This window comes from Pseudomonas sp. TWI929, from assembly GCF_039673335.1.
In the GTDB taxonomy this organism is placed as follows: Bacteria; Pseudomonadota; Gammaproteobacteria; order Pseudomonadales; family Pseudomonadaceae; genus Aquipseudomonas.
In genome coordinates this window covers 21524-37554 of the sequence record NZ_JBDJLK010000018.1, presented here as the reverse complement: position 1 = coordinate 37554, position 16031 = coordinate 21524, and the positions used below count along the sequence as shown (strand labels likewise).

The following is a 16031-nucleotide window of genomic DNA, read 5'->3' as shown; positions in this document are numbered from 1 at the left end:
GCGTGTATGTCGTTTGCCGAAAAAATCATCATCGCCGACACGCCCGTTCGCTGGCAGGACGTGGTGGCCGTGGCGCGGCATGGGGCGAAGCTTGAGCTGGCCCCATCGGCCTGGGCACGGATCGAGAACGCCCAGGCGATCGTCCAGCGCATCGTTGCCAGTGGTGAACGCGCCTATGGCGTCAACACCGGGCTTGGCGCCTTGTGCAATGTCTCGCTGCAGGACGAACAACTCAGCCTGCTGTCGCGCAACACCTTGCTCAGCCATGCCTGTGGGGTGGGTACCGCGCTGTCGGACGAACAGACCCGGGCGATCATCTGCGCGGCGATCATCAATTTCTGCCAGGGCCGTTCCGGCCTGCAGCGCAAGGTGGTCGAGGCGCTGCTGACCCTGCTCAACCAGCACATCACGCCCCAAGTCCCGAAACAGGGGTCCGTGGGGTACCTGACCCACATGGCCCATATCAGCATCAGCTTGCTGGGTGTCGGCCAGGTCAGCTATCGGGGCCAGATCATGCCGGCGCAGCAAGCCTTGGACGAGGTTGGCCTGGCACCGGTCAAGCTGGGTGCCAAGGACGGCTTGTGCCTGGTCAACGGTACTCCTTGCATGACCGGCCTGAGCTGCCTGTCCCTGGATGACGCCACGCGCCTGAGCCAATGGGCGGACGTGATCGGCGCCATGAGCTTCGAGGCCTTGCGTGGCCAACTCGATGCCTTCGACCCTGAAATCATCGCGATGAAGCCGCACCCCGGCATGCAGCGAGTGGGCAGCAACTTGCGTCGCCTGCTCGACGGCAGTGAAATCATTGCCAGCAGCCATGGCATTCGCACCCAGGACGCCTTGAGCATTCGCTCGATTCCGCAGGTGCATGGCGCCGCGCGCGATCAGTTGGCACACGCTGCGCGGCAGATCGAAACCGAGCTCAACTCCACCACCGACAACCCGATATTGCTGGGTACACCCGAGTCGTATCGGGTGGTTTCCCAGGCCAATCCGCACGGCCAGTCCGTGGCCATGGCGGCCGACTTGCTGGCCATCGCGGTAGCCGAGATCGGGGCGATTGCCGAGCGTCGCCTGGATCGCCTGATCAACCCGTTGGTCAGCGGCTTGCCGGCCTTCCTGGTCAGCCAGCCGGGGGTGAATTCGGGCATGATGATTGTCCAGTACGTGGCCGCTTCGCTGTGTGCGGAAAACCGTCAGCTGGCACAACCGGCAGTCATCGACAACTACGTCACCTCCGGCCTGCAGGAGGATCACCTGAGCATGGGCACCAATGCCGGCTTGAAGCTGCACCGCGCCCTGGAGAACTGTACGCAGATCCTCGCCATCGAATACCTGTTGGCGGCCCAGGCATTCGAGTTCCTCAAGGAGCAGCGCTTTGGCGCAGGTACCAACGTTGCCTGGCGGTTGCTGCGCGAACGGGTCCCGGCCTATGCCCAGGACCGTTGGCTGGCCCCGGATATCGCCAGCAGTGCATCGCTCCTGAAGGACCCCGGCCTGCTTGGCGCTGCGTTCCCCGAGCTGCTCTGACAGATGTAGACGCCTGGCGAAGCACGTGCCGTCCACCGCGGTGCCTGTTTCGCGGGCGTGCCCGCGAACACCGGCGCAGCCGGTGCCATGCATCGCGTTGGACTCTTCGCGGGCGCGCCTGCTCAACGTTGCGAATCGAGCACCTCGTGCTCCGTCACTACCTGCTGGGCCTTGGTGTAGCTTTCGATCAGCAAGCGATAGTGCGGGAAGATCAGGCTGTAGGCCTCGGCCCACTCTGCGGCGTCCGGGCGGTTCCAGGTGCGCTGGATCTCCGAAGCGACTGCGGCGGTATCCATAGGCACCACGCCTGCCTGGACGACTCGGGCCAGGGTGATTTCCTGGGCGGCCTTGGAGTAGGTGCCGGAGGCGTCGATCACCGCGAACACCCGGTAGCCGGCATTGACCGCGGCAATAGCCGGGAAGGCCATGCATACGCTGGTGATGGTGCCGGCGATGACCAGGGTCTTCTTGCCGGTGGCCTCCACGGCGGCGACAAACTCGGGATTGTCCCAGGCGTTGATCTCACCCTTGCGCGCCACGTACTGCGCATGCGGCGCAGCCTCGTGGATTTCGGGGATCAGCGGGCCGTTGGGGCCCTGCGGCACCGAGGCGGTAGTGATCACCGGGATCTTCGCCAGGGTGGCGATCCTGGCCAGGGTGATGGCGTTGTTGCGCAGTTCGGTCATGGGCATGTCCTTGACCGTCTGGAACAGGCCGCTCTGGTGGTCGATGAGCAGCATGGCGGTGTCGTCGGGGTCGATCACCGGGCGCTGGCCGTTGAAATTGGCAATTTGCGAGAAGTGGGTCATGTCGGTTTCTCCTGACAGGGCATCCGGGCCGGGAAACCCGCGCTTCCTGCGCGGGCGTTTATCCAGACCAGGCAACGCCTGGGTCCGGGGTGTGACATCAGCGGGTTATCTGCCCGAAATGTCCGCTCTGGCATGGAGGTCACGATACGGATGGAACAATTGCTTCGGTAGTTGGCAAAAATTACTATCAGTGTTCTACCAGAGGAACACTGAAATGGACGATCTCAACGACCTCTACTATTTCGCCCAAGTGGTGGAGCACGGCGGTTTCAACCCGGCCGGCCGCGCCCTGGACGTGCCCAAGTCGAAGCTGAGCCGGCGAATCGCCGCGCTGGAGGAGCGCCTGGGCGTGCGGCTGATCCAGCGTTCGACGCGGCACTTCTCGGTGACCGAGATCGGCCAGGTGTTCTACCGGCACTGCGTGGCGACGCTGGTGGAAGCAGCGGCGGCCATCGAGGCCGTCGAGCAGCACCGCGCCGAGCCACGCGGGGTGGTAAACCTGAGCTGCCCCACGGCGCTGCTGAACTTCTGGGTCGGCCCGATGCTGGCACGCTTCATGGTGCAGTACCCACTGGTGGAATTGCATGTACAGAGCACCAACCGCCAGGTGGACCTGATTCAGGAAGGCATCGACATCGCTCTGCGGGTGCGCTTCCCGCCGCTGGAAAGCAGTGACCTGGTGATGAAGGTACTGGGCGAGAGCCGCCAGCATGTGGTGGGCGCGCCGACATTGCGCGAGCGCCTGCCGGCAAGGCCGACTCCCGCCGATATTGCAGCACTGCCGACGCTGCACTGGGGCGTGGTGCAGCGCGAATACCACTGGCAACTGGACGGCCCCAAAGGCGCCAGCACGCAAGTGCGCTATCTGCCGCGAATGGTCACCGACGACCTTGTCGCGCTGCGCCAGGCAGCGCTGGCAGGTGCCGGCGCGGTGCACATGCCCGCCGTGGTGGTATGTGACGACCTGAAGGACGGCAAGCTTGTAAACCTGCTGCCGGACTGGTCGCCCCGTACCGGGGTTGTCCATGCGGTCTATGCGTCCCGTCGCGGCTTGCTTCCATCGGTGCGGGCACTACTGGACTTTCTTGGCGACGAATTTGCCAACAGCGGGATCAGCTAACGGCTCGCCCTGCCGGCCACTAACGTCGTGTGGGAGCAACTGTCTTGCATCAATCTCCTGGCCTGCGCGGGCTAGTTGGATGGCACGGGCTTCGCCCGTGTTCGCGGGCACGCCCGCTCCCACCTCGACCGCACCGATTTCAAGTTATGTGCAGTACCTGTGGGAGCTGGCTTGCCGGCGATGAGGCCAGGACAGGCAGCACAAGACAGTTGCTCCCACAGTTGAATCCCATTCAGACCGCTCTGGGTCGTTTTTTGCCGGCCTGACATGCCGGGCTGAGCCTGGATCAGCCGCATTGCGCCAACCATAAATTTGTCCCCCCTGCTCGTGAACCTTGTGTCGAGGAACGCAGTCTTAGCCGATCCCCTCAATTGGCATCACTGCCGTCATCCACCAGAGCCGTTCGCCCATGCGCCAAGCAGTCCGCCGCTCCCCCTTCGCCTCGCTCTGCCTCATTCCTTTGCTCCCGCTGTTCGTCAGCCCCGCCCATGCCAGCGGGGAAAGGCAACTGGTGGCGGCCATCAACGACTATCGCGCCCAGCCACAGCGCTGCGAGCGGCGCATGATTCGGGTCTCGACGCCGCTGGTGGTGAAGTCGAAACTGGCGTTGCCGGTAGGCTACGGCGGTGGTTTGCGGGAACGGTTGAAGGATGCCGGCTACCAGGCGGTGAAGGTGCGCGCCATCCGCGTGGTCGGCGCACAAGATGCCGAGGAGGCCTTTGACATGCTGCGCAGCGACTACTGCACAACCTTGCTCGATAGCCAATATGCCGATATCGGCATCAGTCGCGCCCGCAACGAGTGGCAGGTGGTGCTGGCGCGGCCCTTGCTCGATGCTCAGCTCGGCGATGGGCGCTCCGCAAGCAAAGCGTTACTGGCACAGGTCAACGCTGCACGGGCGAAGCCGCGCCTTTGTGGCCGCCAGCGCTTCGCCGCGGCACGTCCGTTGACCTGGAGCAACGCCCTGGGAACAGCAGCGCAGCGCCACAGCCGAGCGATGGCCAACGACAACTTCTTCGCCCACCGCGACCTCGACGGTGACCTGCCGGCAGACCGGGCGTGGGATGCCGGCTACCGTGGGCGGCAGATCGGCGAGAACATTGCCGCCGGCCAAGGCTCACCGAGCAAGGCGATGACAGGCTGGCTGGCCAGCCCCGGGCATTGCGCCAACCTGATGAACCCGATGTTTACGCAGGTGGGTGCGGCCTTTGCCGAGAACTCGCGTAGCGACAACGGCGTGTACTGGACGATGCTGTTCGGCGCGCCTTGAAAGGGCTCGGCAGGCCAGCCCTATGACCAGGGCTGACCTGCCGAGCTTTGCCTGCCCCCCGAACCACCCCGCCGCACCTGCACCCACCGCGCAGTCCTGATGACTGGCGCGGGTGATGACACATCGCTTGCATATGACACTTTGTGTCATTAATATCCCTCCTGTGTCCTGACGGTGCCCCGCGCCGATCAGCAATCTATAGCCCTTCCCCATGCAGGTACCGCCCATGACGACCACCATGCAGACCCCCAAGGACCAGCTCGTCAAACTCGCCCAACAGCAGATGCTGACCGCGCTGGCCGACAACACCTACACCCCACGACAAAAACTCGCCCTCACCTGCCGCATCCTGTTCGACGGCGGCCACGACTCCGGCCTGGCCGGGCAGATCACCGCACGGGCACAAGAACCCAGCACCTACTACACGCAGCAACTCGGCCTGGGCTTCGACGAAATCGCCGCCTCCAACCTGCTGGTGGTCGACGAAGACCTCACCGTGCTGCAAGGCCGCGGCATGGCCAACCCGGCCAACCGCTTCCACAGCTGGCTGTACCGCGCGCGCCCCGACGTCAACTGCATCATCCACACCCACCCGCTGCACAGCGCCGCCCTGTCGATGCTGGAAGTGCCACTGGCCATCTCGCACATGGACCTGTGCCCGCTGTTCGACGACTGCGCGTTCCTCAAGGAATGGCCCGGCGTACCGGTGGGCAACGAAGAAGGTGAAATCATCGCGACAGCGATCGGCGACAAGCGCGCGATCCTGCTTTCGCACCACGGCCTGCTGATCGCCGGCCGCTCGATCGAGGAAGCCTGCGTGCTCGCCCTGCTGTTCGAGCGCGCGGCAAAGATGCAGTTGCTGGCCATGGGTGCCGGTGACATCCGCCCCATCCCCGAGGCCCTGGGCAAGGAAGCCCACGACTGGATCTCCACCCCCAAACGCCATGGTGCCGCGTTCAGCTACTACGCGCGCCGTGCCTTGCGTGCCCATGGCGACTGCCTGGGCTGATTGAAGCTGTACTCTTTCCTTAACAACGGCAGAGGTGCCTGGTCATGTCTACACCTGTAATTCGCGGCGTTATCGGCTACACCATCACTCCCTTCACGGCAGACGGCACGCTTGACCTGGATGCCCTGGGCACGTCCATCGACCGCCTGATCGCAGGCGGCGTACACGCCATCGCACCGCTGGGCAGCACCGGCGAAGGGGCCTACCTGTCCGACAGCGAATGGGAAACGGTGGTGCGCTTCAGCCTGGCACGCATTGCCGGCCGCGTGCCCAGCGTGGTCAGCGTCTCCGACCTGACCACCGCCCGCACCGTGCAGCGCGCCCGCCTGGCGCAGGCCTGCGGCGCCACGGCGGTGATGGTGCTGCCCATCTCCTACTGGAAGCTCACCGAAGCCGAAGTGGTCGCCCACTACAAGGCAGTGGGCGCGGCCATCGACATCCCGATCATGCTCTACAACAACCCGGGCACCAGCGGCACCGACCTGTCGGTGGAGCTGATCCTGCGCATCCTCGGCGAAGTGCCCAATGTGACCATGGTCAAGGAAAGCACTGGCGACATCCAGCGCATGCACCGCCTGTTCAAGGCCAGCAATGGCCAGGTGGCCTTCTACAACGGTTGCAACCCGCTCACCCTGGAGGCCCTTGTGGCCGGCGCCAGCGGCTGGTGCACCGCCGCGCCCAACCTGGTCCCGGCGCTGAACCTGGCGCTGTGGGACGCGGTGCAGCAGGGCGACCTGGGCGAAGCCCGCGCGCTGTTCTACCGCCAGTTCGAACTGCTCGAGTACATCACCCGCCGTGGCCTGCCCACCACCATCAAGGCCGGCTTGAACATGCTCGGTCAGGAAGTCGGCGCCCCACGCCTGCCCCTGCAGCCGCTGGATGCGCAAGGCAGCGCCTACCTGAAGGGCCTGCTGGACGCGCTGGGCGCGGCTGACTGACCCATTGATGCCTGCCCGGCAGCCCCTCGCTGCCGGGCAGTGCCTGCTGCCCCATCACCGTAGAGACTCACCATGAAAGTCCACTTCATCGTCCATGAATCGTTCGAAGCGCCCGGCGCCTATGAGACCTGGGTCAAAGCCCGCGGGCATGGCGCCAGTTACTCCCGTGTCTACGCCAACCAGGCCCTGCCTGCGGATGCCAGCCACTTCGACCTGCTGGTCGTACTCGGTGGGCCGCAAGACCCGGCCACCACCGTCGCGCAATGCCCACACTTCGATGCTGCCGCCGAATGCCGGCTGATCCGGCAAGCCATCACTGCCGGCAAGGCGGTGGTCGGTGTCTGCCTGGGCTCCCAGCTCATTGGCGAGGCACTGGGCGCCCGGTTTGGCCACAGCCCGGAAAAGGAAATCGGCAAATTCCCCATCCGCCTGACGGCCGCAGGCAAAGCCAATGACAAAGTCGCCCACTTTGGCGACGTGCTGCCGGTCGGCCATTGGCACAACGACATGCCGGGCCTGACAAGCGACGCCAAAGTCCTTGCCACCAGCGAAGGCTGCCCGCGCCAGATTGTCGAGTACGGCACGCTGGTGTATGGCTTCCAGTGCCACATGGAATTCACCGCCGAAGTGGTCGAACTGCTGATCGCTGCATCCGAAGTTGAACTGGCCACCCTCACCGAGCGCCGCTTCGTGCAGCAACCCGCCGCGCTGCGCGCCAACGACTGGGAGGAGATGAACCAGCAACTGTTCGTGTTCCTCGACAAGCTGGTCGAAGCGTACAAGGCTGCCAACGGCGTTTGAACTTTGCCGGGGCTGCTCTGCAGCCCTTTCGCGACACAAGGCCGATCCTACAGGGCCCACGCAGCTCAGAAGATTGATGCAAGACAGTTGCGCCTACCTCGATCGCATTGATCTTAAGCCACACGCTATCCCTGTGGGCGCTGGCTTGCCGGCGATGAGGCCGGAACAGGCTGATCAAGCAACCGGGTTCACATGCACCACCCGCCCACCGGCACTCGGCCGATTGACGAACAACACATCCAGCACACTGTTGCGCAACCCCTTCAATGCATTCCAGTTCGCCGACGCATGCACGTACCTGTCACGCAACAAACGCTGCTCAGCCTCGGTCAACCCAGGCTGCTCACACTCCCCCAGGGCAAACGCATGCAGCTTGCGGCTGATTTCCAGCAATTCATCCGGCAACCGATGCTCAGCCTGCTCACCCAGCGGCGCAAACGGTACGCCAGCCTTTACCGCCAGCTCACGCATCACGCTCAGGTACACCCGGGAAAGCTGCCCCGCCACTTCCCGCTCGCGGTACACCGCTGCATACACCTGCTTTTGTGCCTCGCCCGGTCGGCCACCGGCAATCGGCGCCTCCCAGGTCTGCACCCATGGCCTGGGCGCACCCAATTCGCCAAATGCCGAGGCCAGCAAGGCACTGACCGCCGCATACACGCGGGTTTGCTCGGCGCGCATGGCCAACGGCACACGCTGTGACTGCGGCTTGCACAGCAGCACCTGCTCCTGCGTGCTTTGCGGGTAACCACCGCCAATGTTCGAATGTACGCCTGGCAGCTCGATATCGTGCCCGCTGCGCACCAGCGGGAAGTTGTGCCGCTGTTCGTCCCCTGCCACCAGTTGCACCACCTGCCGGGCAATACCCGCGCCCAGGCCCAGGCGCAGGCCGCCATGGCGGTCGTCGGCAGGGTCGAGGTCACCCTGCAACGGCGCGATGATCGCCGCCACCGTGTCGAACAGGCCGATGAAGTTGATCGCAACGTCGCAGGCCACAGGTAACTGTTTGTCGGCCCCCTCGTGCAACAGGTTCGCCAAATGCCGAGCCGCAGCCGCGCCGCGACTAAAACCGAACACGTCGAACTCGACCCGCTCAAGCGCTGCCAGCGGATGGGCCTGGCGCCAACCCCGCAATTGCTCGGCAATGCTTGCCAACGCCTCGGCAACCCGCGCCTCAGCCCCGGTGCGCCCACGCCCGGTGGCCGAGGCGTACATGTCATCCGCCTCGCCCGCCAAAGTACCCACGCCTTCAACGTACAACTTCAGATAAACCATTGGCCCGTCGGTGTCGGCCCCATCCGCCGCATACAGCGCGTGCAGCAGGGCCACATTGCTCAGGGCATTGCCATAACTGGCGCCCTTGCCTCCACCCGCCTGCATCGGCATGGCATTGCTCTGGTTGTTGCCTGTGCCATCGAAAAACACGCCAAAACGCAAGGTGACTGGGGTAGAAGGTTCAATACTGCGGCTGTTCAGTTTCATCATCGTGCATCCTGCTTGTGCAAAAAGCACAAGCAGGCGCCAGGACGCCGTCACGCAACATCAGCCAATGGCCAGCCATGTGCAGGACATTTCTGTAAACGCACGCCCCTCGGCCCGGATAAATTTACCGGCCGCCATTGGTCGCCACCCCCCCGGATGGATTAAAGTATCACCCCTTGCCAGGGCAGCTGCGTTCAGCCCGCCCGCGGCCCCATACCAGGAACCGTCGCCGATGGAACACCGTGAAGCGCTGATCGCGCTGCGCACCTTTCTTTCTTCCCAGATCCTAGGCCAGGAGAAACTGGTCGAACGGCTGTTGATCGTGCTGCTGGCCGACGGCCACATGCTGGTCGAAGGTGCCCCGGGCCTGGCCAAGACCAAGGCCATCAAAGAACTCGCCGAAGGTATCGAGGCGCAGTTCCATCGTATTCAGTTCACGCCCGACCTGCTCCCGGCCGACATCACCGGCACCGAAATCTACCGCCCGGAAACCGGCAGCTTCGTGTTCCAGCAAGGGCCTATTTTCCACAACCTGGTGCTGGCCGACGAAATCAACCGTGCCCCGGCCAAGGTCCAGTCGGCACTGCTCGAAGCCATGGCCGAGCGCCAGGTCAGCGTGGGCCGCAGCACCTACGACCTGTCGCCGTTGTTCCTGGTCATGGCCACGCAGAACCCGATCGAGCAAGAGGGCACTTACCCGCTGCCCGAAGCCCAACTCGACCGCTTCCTGATGCACGTTAAAATCGGCTTCCCCGACGCTGCGGTAGAGCGGCGTATCCTGGCGCAGGCCCGTGGTGAAGCGCTGGGCGGCGAGACCAAGCCCGAGCGCCGGGTCAGCCAGCAGGCCATCTTCGCCGCACGCAAGGAAATCCTCGGCCTGTACATGGCCGATGCGGTGGAGGAATACCTGGTGCAACTGGTAATGGCCACCCGTACCCCAGCCAAGTTCGATGCCGAGCTGGCCGACTGGATCGCCTACGGCGCCAGCCCGCGCGGCTCCATTTCGCTGGACCGTTGCGCGCGCGCCCACGCCTGGCTGGCCGGGCGCGACTTCGTCAGCCCCGAAGACATCCAGGCGGTGCTGTTCGACGTGCTGCGCCACCGCATCATCCTCTCGTTCGAGGCCGAGGCGGCGGGGATCGACCAGGACCGAGTGGTCCAGCGCATCCTCGACGTTGTCGCCGTTGCCTGACCCTATGCCCACCGCGCAGCTGGCCGAACCCGGCATCCGCATCGGCCTCGCCGAGCTGATCGACATGCGCCACCGCGTGCGCGAAATTCAGCTGTTTTCCAAGCCCGGCCAGCGCAGCCCGCTGGTGGGCCTGCACCACTCCAAGTTGCGCGGGCGTGGTGTGGACTTCGACCAGGTGCGCGTGTACCAGGCCGGCGACGATGTGCGCAACATCGACTGGCGGGTCACCGCGCGCACCCAGGAGCCGCACACCAAGCTGTTCCACGAAGAGCGCGAACGCCCCATCTTCATCCTCGTCGAGCAAAGCCAGCGGCTGTTCTTCGGCTCGGGGCTGATGTTCAAGTCGGTGCTGGCAGCCCAGGCTGCGGCGCTATTCGGCTGGGCTGCGCTGGGCCACAACGACCGCATCGGCGGGCTGGTGTTCGGCGACAACGAGCACCACGAAATCAAACCCCGGCGCAGCAAGCAAAGCCTGCTGCAACTGCTCAACCGCCTGGCCAAGGTCAACCAGGGGCTGCATACCGAGGCCGTGCCGCAGGCCGACAGCCTCGGCATGGCCCTGCGCCGGGCCCGCGAAGTGCTGCGCCCCGGCAGCCTGGCCATCGTGATCTGCGACGAACGCTCGCTTAACGCCCAGGTTGAACAGCACCTGGCCATGCTCTCGCGCCATTGCGACGTGCTGCTGCTGCCGGTGTCCGACCCACTCGACCATGCCCTGCCTGCCGCCGGCCTGCTGCGCTTTGCCCAGCGCAGCGCCCAGCTGGAGCTCGACACCCTCGACGCCAACCTGCGCCTGGCCTACCGCCAGCAGGCCGAAGCACGCATCGAGCGCTGGGAGCTGATGGCGCAAAAAATGCGCGTGGTCCTGATGCCACTGAGCACACAAAGCGAAATGATCGAGCAACTGCGCGAGTACCTGAACGCCCAGCGGCCACGGAGCGCGTCATGAACCCGCTCGACCAACTGCACCCGCTGATCGACCCGGCGCCGATCGGCCTGTGGCCGCCGGCACCCGGCTGGTGGGTGCTGCTGGCCATGCTGCCGCTGCTGGGCTGGGGCCTGTGGCGGCTACGCCGCTGGCGCCCGGGCAAACGCCGCATCGTACGTGCCGAACAACCACTCGACCCAGTGCGCGCGGAGGCCCTGGCCGAACTGGCCCGCCTGCCACGCCCGTACGACGGCGCCCCAGCCGGTGCCTGGCTGCAACAGATCAACGCCCTGCTCAAGCGCCTGTGCCGCAGCCACTACCCCGGCGCCAACAGCCACACCCTCAACGGCCGCCAATGGCTGGCGTTTCTCGACAACCGCTGCCCGGCCGCCGGCCTGACCCGCTGGATGGTGCTGGTCGAAGGTGCCTACAAACCCGAATGCAAGCTCGACGACAAAGCCATTGCCGGGCTCAGCCAAGCTGTCGAAACCTGGATCCGCAAGCATGTTTGAACTGGCCTGGCCGTGGGTCTTCGCCCTGTTGCCGTTGCCGTGGCTGGCGCGGCTGGTACTGCCTGCCGCCGACAGCGGCGAGCCGGTGCTCAAGGTAGGCTTCCTTAACGAGCTGGAAAGCCTGGCCGGGCGCCGCGCGCGGCTCAACCTGCCAACCTGGCGCCAGCAGGCGCCATTCGTGGTCATCTGGCTGTTGCTGCTGTGCGCCGCCGCCCGCCCGCAATGGCTGGGCGAGCCGGTACCGGTCGCTGCCAGCGGCCGTGACCTGCTGGTGGCGGTGGACGTGTCCGGGTCGATGGACTTCCCCGACATGCAATGGAAGAACGAAGACATCAGCCGCCTCGACCTGGTCAAGGCGCTGCTCGGCGACTTTCTGCAAGACCGCGAAGGCGACCGCGTCGGCCTGATCCTGTTCGGCAGCCAGGCCTACCTGCAGGCGCCGCTCACCTTCGACCGGCGCACCGTGCGCACCTTCCTCGACGAAGCGCAAATCGGCATCGCCGGCAAAAACACCGCCATCGGTGACGCCATTGGCCTGGCGGTCAAGCGCCTGCGCCAGCGCCCGGCGCAAAGCCGGGTGCTGGTGCTGATTACCGACGGCGCCAACAACGGCGGGCAGATCCACCCGCTGACCGCCGCCCGCCTGGCTGCCCAGGAAGGCGTGCGCATTTACACCATCGGCATCGGCGCCAACCCCGACGCCAGTGGCACCCCCGGCCTGCTCGGCCTCAACCCGAGCCTGGACCTGGACGAAGCCTCGCTCAAGGAAATTGCCGACATCAGCCACGGTGCCTACTTCCGCGCCCATCACGGCGCCGAACTGGACGCCATCGGCGACACCCTCGACCAGTTGGAGCCGGTGGCCCAGCAACCGACCCAGGCACGTACGGCCAAAGCCCTGTACGCCTGGCCCCTGGCCCTGGCGCTGCTGCTCAGCGTGCTGGCGGTTGTGGCCGTGCAATGGCCCGACAACCAGCTGCAACGCATGCTGCGCAAACCGCGCTTCCTGCAGCCGCACCCGGAATGGCGCCAGCGCCTGAAGCGCCTGCGCCTGAGGAGGCGGCGATGATCGACCTATGGCCACAATGGTTGCGCCCGCTCTGGCTGCTGCTCGTGCCGCTGCTCGGCTGGCTGCTTTACAAGCTGTGGCACCGGCGCAAGCGCGCCGGGCGCTGGCAGATGATTCTGCCGCCAGCGTTCCATGGCGTACTGCTCGGCGGTGGCAGCGGCAGCACCAGCAAGCTGCCGTGGGTGGCGCTGGGCCTGGCCTGGGCGCTGGTGATCCTGGCCCTGCTCGGGCCTAGCTGGCAGCGCGTGGAAGAAAGCCGCCAGCGCCCGGCCGACCCGCTGGTGATCCTGCTTGAACTGACCCCGCAGATGCTTGCCGAGGACAGCCCGCCCAATCGCCTGGAACAGGCGCGGCGCAAAATCCTCGACCTGCTCGAACACCGCCGCGACAGCCAGACCGCGCTGGTGGTCTACGCAGGTTCCGCACACACCCTGGTGCCGCTGTCCGATGACCTGGCCACCACCCGCAACCTGCTGGAAGCAATCGACCCGTCGATCATGCCCAAGCCTGGCCAACGCGCCGACCTGGCCGTGCAAAAAGGCCTGGCGTTGCTGGCCCAGAGCGGCCTCGGCCAAGGCCGCCTGCTGCTGATCGGCTCTTCGCTCAGCGCCCCGGAGCGCCAAGGCATCGCCCAGGCCCTTGGCCGCCAAGGCCCAAGCCTGCTGATGCTGGGCATTGGCAGCCGCGAAGGCGCGCCGGTGCGCCAGGCCAATGGCGAATACCTCAAGGACGATCAGGGCGGCATCCTCCTGCCGCGCCTGGACAGCGCCAGCCTCAAAGGTTTTATCAGCGGCACCGGCGGGCGCTACCGCCATGCCCGCATCGACGACCTCGACCTGCGCGGCCTGGGCTTGTTCGACAACCCACGCGTCGGGCGCAATGACGGCCAGACCCTGCAACTGGACAGCTGGGCCGACCAGGGTTACTGGCTGCTAATCCCGCTATTGCTGCTGGCCGCCTGCGCCGGCCGCCGTGGTTGGCTGTTCTGCCTGCCGCTGCTGCTGGCCCTGCCACAGCCCAGCCAGGCCTTCGAGTTCAACGACCTGTGGCTGCGCCCCGACCAGCAAGGCCAACGTCTGCTGGAACAAAACCGCCCGGCCAGTGCTGCGCGCCACTTCCAGGACCCACAATGGCGCGGCATGGCCCTGTACCAGGCCGGTGACTATGCTGGTGCCGCCGAGGCCTTTTCCCAAGGCGACTCCGCGGCAGCCCACTACAATCGAGGCAATGCCCTGGCCCGCAGCGGCGAACTGGAGGCTGCCCTGGACGCCTACGAGCAAGCCCTGGAGCGCCAGCCCGACCTGCAACCAGCGCTGGACAACCAGGCGCTGGTGCAACAGATGTTGCAACAGCGCGAGGCCAAGGCCGAGGAGCAACCGGCCAACAGCGATGCCCAAGGCACGCCCGGCAGCGAAACCGAAGGCAACAGCAGCTCGGCCAGCAGCCCTGCGCAAGGCCCCCCCGGCAACGAAGAACAAGCCAGCGCCGAACAACCCGGCGAAGGCAGCAACAATAACCAGGCCGCGCCCGGCAACCAGGCGGGTGCCGATGACAGCGTGATCCAGCCGCCGCAGCGCCCGGTGTCGACCAACCTCGATGCCGAACAACGCCAGGCCCTGGAACAATGGCTGCGGGAGATCCCCGACAACCCGGCGGAGCTGCTGCGGCGCAAATTCTGGTATGAACAGCAATTGCATCAGGAAACCCCACGATGAGTCGCTTCGGCGTCTTTCTCCTCACCCTGCTGTGGGCCGTGCTGGCCCAGGCCGATCCGCTGCTGCGGGCCAGCGTTGACCGTACCCGCCTGGAAGCTGGCGAAAGCCTGGAGCTGACCCTGGAAAGCCAGGACGTCACCCAGTTCGGCAAACCCGACCTGCGGGCCCTGGAAGGCGACTTCGAAGTGCGCGGCACACGTCAGCTGAACAGCCTGCATACCCTCGACGGTGAAACCCGCGCCAGCACCCGCTGGATCATTACCCTGTTGCCACGGCGCAGCGGCAGCCTGCGCATTCCCGAGCTGCAGCTGGGCCAGTCGCACAGCCAGGCCATCGAGCTGCAAGTGCTGCAGGCCGATGCCAGCCACCAGGACACCTCTCAAGTGTTCATCGAGGCAACCCTCGACAGCACCGACGTGTACGTGCAGGCCCAGGCCGTGCTGACCCTGCGCATCTACCACTCGGTGGCGCTGTACGACGACAGCAGCCTCAGCCCACTGCAACTGGAGAACGCCAAGGTCGAGCCGCTGGGCGAATCGCGCACCTATGAAAAGGAAATCAATGGCGTGCGCCACGGCGTGATCGAAACCCGCTATGCGCTGTATGCCCAGCAAAGCGGCAGCCTCGACATCCCGCCGCTGACCTTCACCGCCACCGCCGCTGCCAGCAGCGACGAAGCCCCGCAAGCCAACGGCACGGCCCGCGCTGGCCACCAGGTGCAGGTCAGCTCGCTGCCATTGCGGCTTACCGTGCGCCCTATTCCGGCCGCCTGGCCCGCTGGCGTGCCGTGGCTGCCAGCCCGCAGCCTGACCCTGGAAGAGCACTGGAACCCCGACCCCACTAGCCAGCAGGTGCAGATTGGCGACTCGCTGACGCGCAACATCACCCTGCGCGCCGAAGGCTTGTCCAGCACCCAGCTGCCGCCGCTGCCGGCCACCGAAATCATCGGCCTGCGCCGCTACCCCGACCAGCCGCTGCTGCGCAACGAAATCAGCGACCGCGGCATGACCGCCAACCGCGAAGAGCGCGAAGCGCTGGTGCCGACCCACAATGGCACGCTGGCCTTGCCGGCACTGGAAGTGGCCTGGTGGAACACCCGCGAAGACCACCTGGAGCACAGCAGCCTGCCAGCGCGCACACTGAATGTGCAGGACAACCCGGCGCTGAGCGCCGATACCCCGGTGAGTGACAACAGCAGTGCCAGCACCTTGCTGTGGCCCTGGCAGCTGGCCACCCTGGTGCTGGCCCTCACCACCCTACTGGGCTTCACCCTATGGTGGCGCGCCCGCTCGCAACCGGCAATACTGCGCGCTGCGCAGACCGGGCCGAGCCCGCGCACCCTGCTGGACGACCTCAAGCGCGCGTGCCAGGCCAACGACCCACAGGCCACCCGCCAAGCGCTGGATGCATGGGCCCGGCAGCAGCCGGAGACCCTGGCCGAGATGGCGGCACGCTTCGTGCCACTGTCCGATGCGCTGGATGGGTTGAACGGGGCGTTGTACAGCGAGAGTGGCCAGTATTGGCAGGGTGAGGATTTGTGGCGCGCGATCGGCACCATTCCGCCGGCAGAGCAAGTGTTGTTGCCGGCTGGGGAGAATGGCAGCTTGCCACCGCTCTATCCCAAGTGATGTGCTGCCTGGGCAGGCCTCTTCGCGG

At 65.8% G+C, this 16031-nt stretch carries 14 protein-coding genes; 12 read left to right on the top strand and 2 right to left on the bottom strand.

The genetic code is table 11. The annotated features are described in order from the left end of the window. The first annotated feature begins 6 nt into the window (after positions 1–6). Positions 7–1530: a histidine ammonia-lyase gene (hutH, locus tag ABE456_RS10525; RefSeq protein ID WP_346643840.1), complete on the top strand. Its 1524-nt coding sequence runs from the start codon at positions 7–9 to the stop codon at positions 1528–1530. Positions 1531–1652: 122 nt separating this feature from the next. On the opposite strand, the gene ABE456_RS10520 is transcribed toward hutH, so the two are convergent. Then, positions 1653–2339, bottom strand: a complete 687-nt coding sequence (locus ABE456_RS10520; RefSeq protein ID WP_346643839.1) for a hydrolase — start codon at positions 2337–2339, stop codon at positions 1653–1655. Between the two features lie 214 nt (positions 2340–2553). On the opposite strand from ABE456_RS10520, the gene ABE456_RS10515 reads away from it, so the two are divergent. The 5 genes from ABE456_RS10515 (at position 2554) to ABE456_RS10495 (ending at position 7477) form a co-directional block, all read left to right on the top strand. Further along, positions 2554–3459 carry a LysR family transcriptional regulator gene (locus ABE456_RS10515; RefSeq protein WP_346643838.1) on the top strand — a complete coding sequence of 302 codons (906 nt, stop codon included), beginning with the start codon at positions 2554–2556 and terminating at the stop codon, positions 3457–3459. Positions 3460–3868: 409 nt separating this feature from the next. Next, on the top strand, positions 3869–4729 hold the full coding sequence (locus ABE456_RS10510; protein ID WP_346643837.1) for a CAP domain-containing protein: 861 nt from the start codon (positions 3869–3871) through the stop codon (positions 4727–4729). 226 nt (positions 4730–4955) lie between these two features. Beyond that, a complete protein-coding gene (locus ABE456_RS10505; RefSeq protein WP_346643836.1) occupies positions 4956–5738 on the top strand; it encodes an aldolase in 783 nt (260 codons plus the stop codon). Positions 5739–5782: 44 nt separating this feature from the next. Beyond that, positions 5783–6676, top strand: a complete 894-nt coding sequence (locus ABE456_RS10500) for a dihydrodipicolinate synthase family protein (protein ID WP_346643835.1) — start codon at positions 5783–5785, stop codon at positions 6674–6676. Positions 6677–6748: 72 nt separating this feature from the next. Then, positions 6749–7477 (top strand): type 1 glutamine amidotransferase, encoded by a 729-nt coding sequence (locus ABE456_RS10495; RefSeq protein WP_346643834.1) that lies wholly within the window; start codon positions 6749–6751, stop codon positions 7475–7477. 174 nt (positions 7478–7651) lie between these two features. Here the strand turns inward: ABE456_RS10495 and ABE456_RS10490 are convergent, their stop codons facing one another. Continuing rightward, positions 7652–8962 (bottom strand): DUF2235 domain-containing protein, encoded by a 1311-nt coding sequence (locus ABE456_RS10490; RefSeq protein WP_346643833.1) that lies wholly within the window; start codon positions 8960–8962, stop codon positions 7652–7654. A gap of 229 nt (positions 8963–9191) precedes the next feature. On the opposite strand from ABE456_RS10490, the gene ABE456_RS10485 reads away from it, so the two are divergent. The 6 genes from ABE456_RS10485 to ABE456_RS10460 are packed head-to-tail and all read left to right on the top strand — an operon-like array spanning position 9192 to position 16003. Then, on the top strand, positions 9192–10151 hold the full coding sequence (locus ABE456_RS10485; RefSeq protein ID WP_016714824.1) for a MoxR family ATPase: 960 nt from the start codon (positions 9192–9194) through the stop codon (positions 10149–10151). A gap of 4 nt (positions 10152–10155) precedes the next feature. After that, on the top strand, positions 10156–11100 hold the full coding sequence (locus tag ABE456_RS10480) for a DUF58 domain-containing protein (RefSeq protein WP_346643832.1): 945 nt from the start codon (positions 10156–10158) through the stop codon (positions 11098–11100). After that, positions 11097–11591: a DUF4381 domain-containing protein gene (locus ABE456_RS10475; RefSeq protein ID WP_346643831.1), complete on the top strand. Its 495-nt coding sequence runs from the start codon at positions 11097–11099 to the stop codon at positions 11589–11591. The genes ABE456_RS10480 and ABE456_RS10475 overlap by 4 nt, the downstream gene beginning before the upstream one ends. Further along, the gene (locus tag ABE456_RS10470; RefSeq protein WP_346643830.1) at positions 11584–12660 is read left to right on the top strand and encodes a VWA domain-containing protein; all 1077 of its coding nucleotides are present in this window, start codon (positions 11584–11586) and stop codon (positions 12658–12660) included. The genes ABE456_RS10475 and ABE456_RS10470 overlap by 8 nt, the downstream gene beginning before the upstream one ends. After that, positions 12657–14375: a tetratricopeptide repeat protein gene (locus ABE456_RS10465; RefSeq protein ID WP_346643829.1), complete on the top strand. Its 1719-nt coding sequence runs from the start codon at positions 12657–12659 to the stop codon at positions 14373–14375. Before ABE456_RS10470 ends, ABE456_RS10465 begins: the two co-directional genes overlap by 4 nt. Then, positions 14372–16003 (top strand): BatD family protein, encoded by a 1632-nt coding sequence (locus tag ABE456_RS10460; protein WP_346643828.1) that lies wholly within the window; start codon positions 14372–14374, stop codon positions 16001–16003. Before ABE456_RS10465 ends, ABE456_RS10460 begins: the two co-directional genes overlap by 4 nt. The last annotated feature ends 28 nt before the right edge of the window (positions 16004–16031 follow it).

Coding starts and splice junctions, on each gene's coding strand:
- hutH (WP_346643840.1), top strand. CDS start 7: ATGTCGTTTGCCGAAAAAATCATCATCGCCGACACGCCCGTTCGCTGG.
- ABE456_RS10520 (WP_346643839.1), bottom strand. CDS start 2,339: ATGACCCACTTCTCGCAAATTGCCAATTTCAACGGCCAGCGCCCGGTG.
- ABE456_RS10515 (WP_346643838.1), top strand. CDS start 2,554: ATGGACGATCTCAACGACCTCTACTATTTCGCCCAAGTGGTGGAGCAC.
- ABE456_RS10510 (WP_346643837.1), top strand. CDS start 3,869: ATGCGCCAAGCAGTCCGCCGCTCCCCCTTCGCCTCGCTCTGCCTCATT.
- ABE456_RS10505 (WP_346643836.1), top strand. CDS start 4,956: ATGACGACCACCATGCAGACCCCCAAGGACCAGCTCGTCAAACTCGCC.
- ABE456_RS10500 (WP_346643835.1), top strand. CDS start 5,783: ATGTCTACACCTGTAATTCGCGGCGTTATCGGCTACACCATCACTCCC.
- ABE456_RS10495 (WP_346643834.1), top strand. CDS start 6,749: ATGAAAGTCCACTTCATCGTCCATGAATCGTTCGAAGCGCCCGGCGCC.
- ABE456_RS10490 (WP_346643833.1), bottom strand. CDS start 8,962: ATGATGAAACTGAACAGCCGCAGTATTGAACCTTCTACCCCAGTCACC.
- ABE456_RS10485 (WP_016714824.1), top strand. CDS start 9,192: ATGGAACACCGTGAAGCGCTGATCGCGCTGCGCACCTTTCTTTCTTCC.
- ABE456_RS10480 (WP_346643832.1), top strand. CDS start 10,156: ATGCCCACCGCGCAGCTGGCCGAACCCGGCATCCGCATCGGCCTCGCC.
- ABE456_RS10475 (WP_346643831.1), top strand. CDS start 11,097: ATGAACCCGCTCGACCAACTGCACCCGCTGATCGACCCGGCGCCGATC.
- ABE456_RS10470 (WP_346643830.1), top strand. CDS start 11,584: ATGTTTGAACTGGCCTGGCCGTGGGTCTTCGCCCTGTTGCCGTTGCCG.
- ABE456_RS10465 (WP_346643829.1), top strand. CDS start 12,657: ATGATCGACCTATGGCCACAATGGTTGCGCCCGCTCTGGCTGCTGCTC.
- ABE456_RS10460 (WP_346643828.1), top strand. CDS start 14,372: ATGAGTCGCTTCGGCGTCTTTCTCCTCACCCTGCTGTGGGCCGTGCTG.